This is a genomic window from Persicitalea sp. (genome assembly GCF_041751555.1).
Lineage (GTDB): Bacteria > Bacteroidota > Bacteroidia > Cytophagales > Spirosomataceae > Persicitalea.
In genome coordinates, this window is record NZ_JBGSXF010000102.1 from 1 (window position 1) to 3714 (window position 3714).

At 52.7% G+C, this 3714-nt stretch carries 5 protein-coding genes; 4 read left to right on the forward strand and 1 reads right to left on the reverse strand.

Features of this window, described 5'->3' with window-relative positions:
* Together ACEW8P_RS03425 and ACEW8P_RS03430 are read left to right on the forward strand one after the other, a co-directional pair.
* The coding region (locus ACEW8P_RS03425; protein ID WP_373511707.1) for a cupin domain-containing protein at window positions 1-352 on the forward strand (352 nt) is incomplete at its 5' end.
* 130 nt (window positions 353-482) lie between these two features.
* On the forward strand, window positions 483-1433 hold the full coding sequence (locus tag ACEW8P_RS03430; RefSeq protein ID WP_373511708.1) for an RraA family protein: 951 nt from the start codon (window positions 483-485) through the stop codon (window positions 1431-1433).
* A 1-nt stretch (window position 1434) separates the two neighbouring features.
* Here the strand turns inward: ACEW8P_RS03430 and ACEW8P_RS03435 are convergent, their stop codons facing one another.
* On the reverse strand, window positions 1435-2322 hold the full coding sequence (locus ACEW8P_RS03435) for a 1-aminocyclopropane-1-carboxylate deaminase/D-cysteine desulfhydrase (protein ID WP_373511709.1): 888 nt from the start codon (window positions 2320-2322) through the stop codon (window positions 1435-1437).
* Window positions 2323-2396: 74 nt separating this feature from the next.
* On the opposite strand from ACEW8P_RS03435, the gene ACEW8P_RS03440 reads away from it, so the two are divergent.
* Window positions 2397-3446, forward strand: a complete 1050-nt coding sequence (locus ACEW8P_RS03440; protein ID WP_373511710.1) for an RluA family pseudouridine synthase — start codon at window positions 2397-2399, stop codon at window positions 3444-3446.
* Between the two features lie 68 nt (window positions 3447-3514).
* The coding region (locus ACEW8P_RS03445; protein WP_373511711.1) for an N-acetyltransferase family protein at window positions 3515-3714 on the forward strand (200 nt) is incomplete at its 3' end.

The following is a 3714-nucleotide window of genomic DNA, read 5'->3' on the forward strand; positions in this document are numbered from 1 at the left end:
AAAAAGTACCAATGGTGAACTGTGCCTGGTCGAGGACAAGATAAAACCTGGTTTTTTCCTGGCACGGCATCACCACAAGATCATGACCGAAGTGTTTTACATCCTGCAAGGTGAAGTAGAGCTGATCTTTGACGATGAAAGTATCCTCTGCCGACCCGGTGACACGATTACCGTCCCTCCGAATGTGTGGCATGCGGCAAGATGCGAAAAAGGGGGTAAGATGCTGACCCTATTCAAAAACGGACAGTTTGATCTGTACTTAGAGAAGTTGTCGAAAATGTCTGACAGCGAATTTGCAGATAAAGATTTGATGAAATCAATTTCAGCCGAATTCGATATATATGAAGAGTAAAACACTCCACAATAAAGCCCATCAGCGTGGCCTGACGCGCACGGGTTGATCGTTGGCGTCCAGCAGAATAAGTAAAAGGGGTTCCCCTGTCTCTTTTCTTCAAAAACCTTATTCCCAACTCCGACGCTTTATGAAACCGCTATACTATCTCCTGCTGTCGCTGCTGCTATGCTGCACGGCGACAACTACCCGCGCCCAGCAAATCTCCAAGGCCGACCTCCTGATGCTGACGCCCGAGTGGAAGGGTGAGCGCTTTGCCGATGGTCGTCCGAAAGTACCCGACGCGCTGCTGGACCGTCTGAAAAAAGCCACGCTCGAAGAAGCCTGGGCCGTGCTGAAAAACAAAAATTACCGCTACCAGTACACCGAAAACTGGATGACGATCAATCCCGACAGCGTGCTGGTGGGCCGAGCTCTTACAGCCACCTTTATGCCCGGTCGCCCCGATGTGCAGCGTGTTTATGACGATAAGGGCCACAACCAGGACGGCCGCATCAAGTCGCAAAACGCCTGGCCTATCGACCTGCTGGTGAAGCGGGATGTGTATGTGGTGGACCACCACGGGGCGCACAACGACGGGCCGACCATCGGCGATAACCTGGGTAATTCGATCTACGCCAAAACGGGCAACGGCATCGTTTACGACGGCGCTATCCGCGACATCTCGGGCCTGAAAGAAATTGGCTCGTTCACTTCCTTTTTTCGTACCTACCATCCCTCGCACCACCTCAATAACGCCGAAGGCGACCTGAACACGACCCTCACGGGTATCAACCAACCTACCCGCATCGGTGACGCGATGGTACTACCCGGCGACATAGTGCTGGGACGCGATGGCGGCGTCATTTTCATTCCGCCGCACTTAGTCGAGCAGGTCGTCAAGACATCCGAAATCGTTCGGCTGCGCGATATGTTCGGCCACTTGCGCCTCCGCGAGCAAAAGTACACGCCCGGCCAAATCGACAACCGCTGGACCGACGACATCGAAAAAGATTTCTCCCAATGGCTCAACACCCATATCGACGAACTACCCGTTCCGAAGGAACAGGTAGCGGAGTTTTTGAAAGGGCGGACATGGTAGTTTAATGGGAACGCCCCTGTAATCCTCCGGTATGGATAGCGATGATAGTGGTGGCCCTTTTGAAAAATCCTTTTTTCATTAAATCATACAGGCCGAACAGCATTTTTCCGGTGTAAACGTGTTCGAGTAGGACGCCGTGATTTTGCTCGAACTCCTGCATGAAGGTGAGTAGTTCGGGCTTGTGTTTGGCGTAACCGCCAAAATGGTAGTCGGTGAAGAGGTGCAGATTGGCTTGTGCGTCCTCTGCGGTGGCTAGTTTTAGGATTTCTGCTTTGAGAAAACCGCCGTTTTTTAACGCGGAGAACGCTAAGGTAGGCGCGGAGGCCGCCAGGAGACCAGCGGCGGTGCCGCCCGTTCCGGCGGCTACAGCGTAGCAATCGGGTCTTCGGCCCAGTTGCGTTTCGGTTTCCGCTACTACTTCGCTTACACCCGGCAGGGCCAGCGATGCACTCCCACCTTCGGGAATAAGGTACGGGTCGTTGAATTTCTCTCTTATGTTTTCAAAAAAGGCAGGATCATTTTTTGAGCGGTAATTTTCCCTGGAAATAAAGTAAAGTTCCATACCCTGCGAAACACAAAACTGCAAAGTACCAGTCAGCTTCCCTTGGTACTCTTCGCCGCGAACAATCCCGATCGTCTTCAAGTCCAGTACTTTGCCTGCCGCAGCGGTGGCGTAAAGGTGGTTCGACCAGGCTCCGCCGAAAGTCAGCAGCGACGTGAATTTTTTGGACTGAGCATCTTGCAAAATAAATTTCAATTTCCGCCACTTGTTGCCCGACACGGTAGGGTGAATCAGGTCATCACGCTTAATAAAAAGTTGCACCCCCGCCCGTAGAGTAACGTCGTCGATCAGTAGTTGTAGAGGCGTCGGTAGATTTGGAACAAGCAAGTGCGGGGTATTTTCGGTAAATTTGGTTTTTGAGCAGCAAATACTATTCAGGCGTAAGCATATTATCCAACTGTATGGACAGCCCCGTCACTCATTCAAAATTGAACACCGAAGCAGAAGAAGACGAGGAAGAACTTTACGAGCATTACCGCATTGTTGTGGACGCCGGGCAAAGCCCGATGCGGCTCGACAAGTACCTGAGTCTGCACGTGCCCAACGCTACGCGCACCAAGATACAAAACGGAATCGAAGCGGAGGCGGTAAAGGTGAACGACGGTGCATCCAAGGCCAGCTACAAGGTAAAGCCCGACGACGTAATCGTCCTGGCCCTGCCGCAGCCCCCGCGCACCACCGAAATTGTGGGCGAGGACATTACGCTCGATATAATCTACGAAGACGAGGAGATTACGCTTGTCAACAAACCCGCCGGGATGGTCGTACATCCGGCCTTTGGCAACTGGTCAGGGACGCTGGTTAATGCGCTGGTGTACCACTTCGAGAATCTACCCACGGGCCGCAATGGCGACATCCGCCCCGGCCTGGTGCATCGGATCGATAAAGACACATCTGGTCTGCTGGTCATTGCCCGTAGCGAGTACGGCATGACGCACCTGGCGAAGCAATTTGCCGACCATTCCATCGAGCGAACCTACTACGCCCTGGTGTGGGGCGAGTTGAAGCAAGAGAGAGGGACCATCGAGGGCCACGTTGGCCGCAGCACCAAGGACCGCCGCATGATGGAGGTTTACCCCGATGGCAGCCAGGGCAAACGGGCCGTAACGCACTATGAATTACTGGAAAGCATTCGCTACGTCTCGCTGGTTAAGTGCAACCTCGAGACGGGCCGCACGCACCAAATCCGCGCCCACATGAAGCACATTGGCCACCCTATTTTTGGAGATAGTACCTACGGCGGCGACCGCGTCCGGCGCGGCGCGGCTAGCGGTAGCTATAAGGCGTTCGTCGAAAATTGTTTCAAGATTATGCCCCGTCAGGCCCTCCACGCCAAATCGCTCGGAATCATCCACCCCAAAACCAAACAACTCATGCCTTTCGACACCGAACTACCCGAAGACTTCACCGAAGTCCTGGAACGGTGGAGGAATTATGTGCAATACAGCTAATTGTGAATTAGTGAATGTCGGAATTAGTGAATAAATTCCGACATTCCGACATTCCGACATTCAAAATTATGAATATAACCACCCGCCCCGGCACCCGCGACGACATTCCGGCTGTGTTTGAATTGGTCAAAGAACTGGCCGTTTATGAAAAAGCTCTAGATCAGGTTTCTAATTCCATCGAACGCATGGAAAAAGACTACGACGACAAACTTTATGATTTTCACGTGGCTGAATCCGATGGCGTGATCGTCGGGTTGGCTTTGTACTA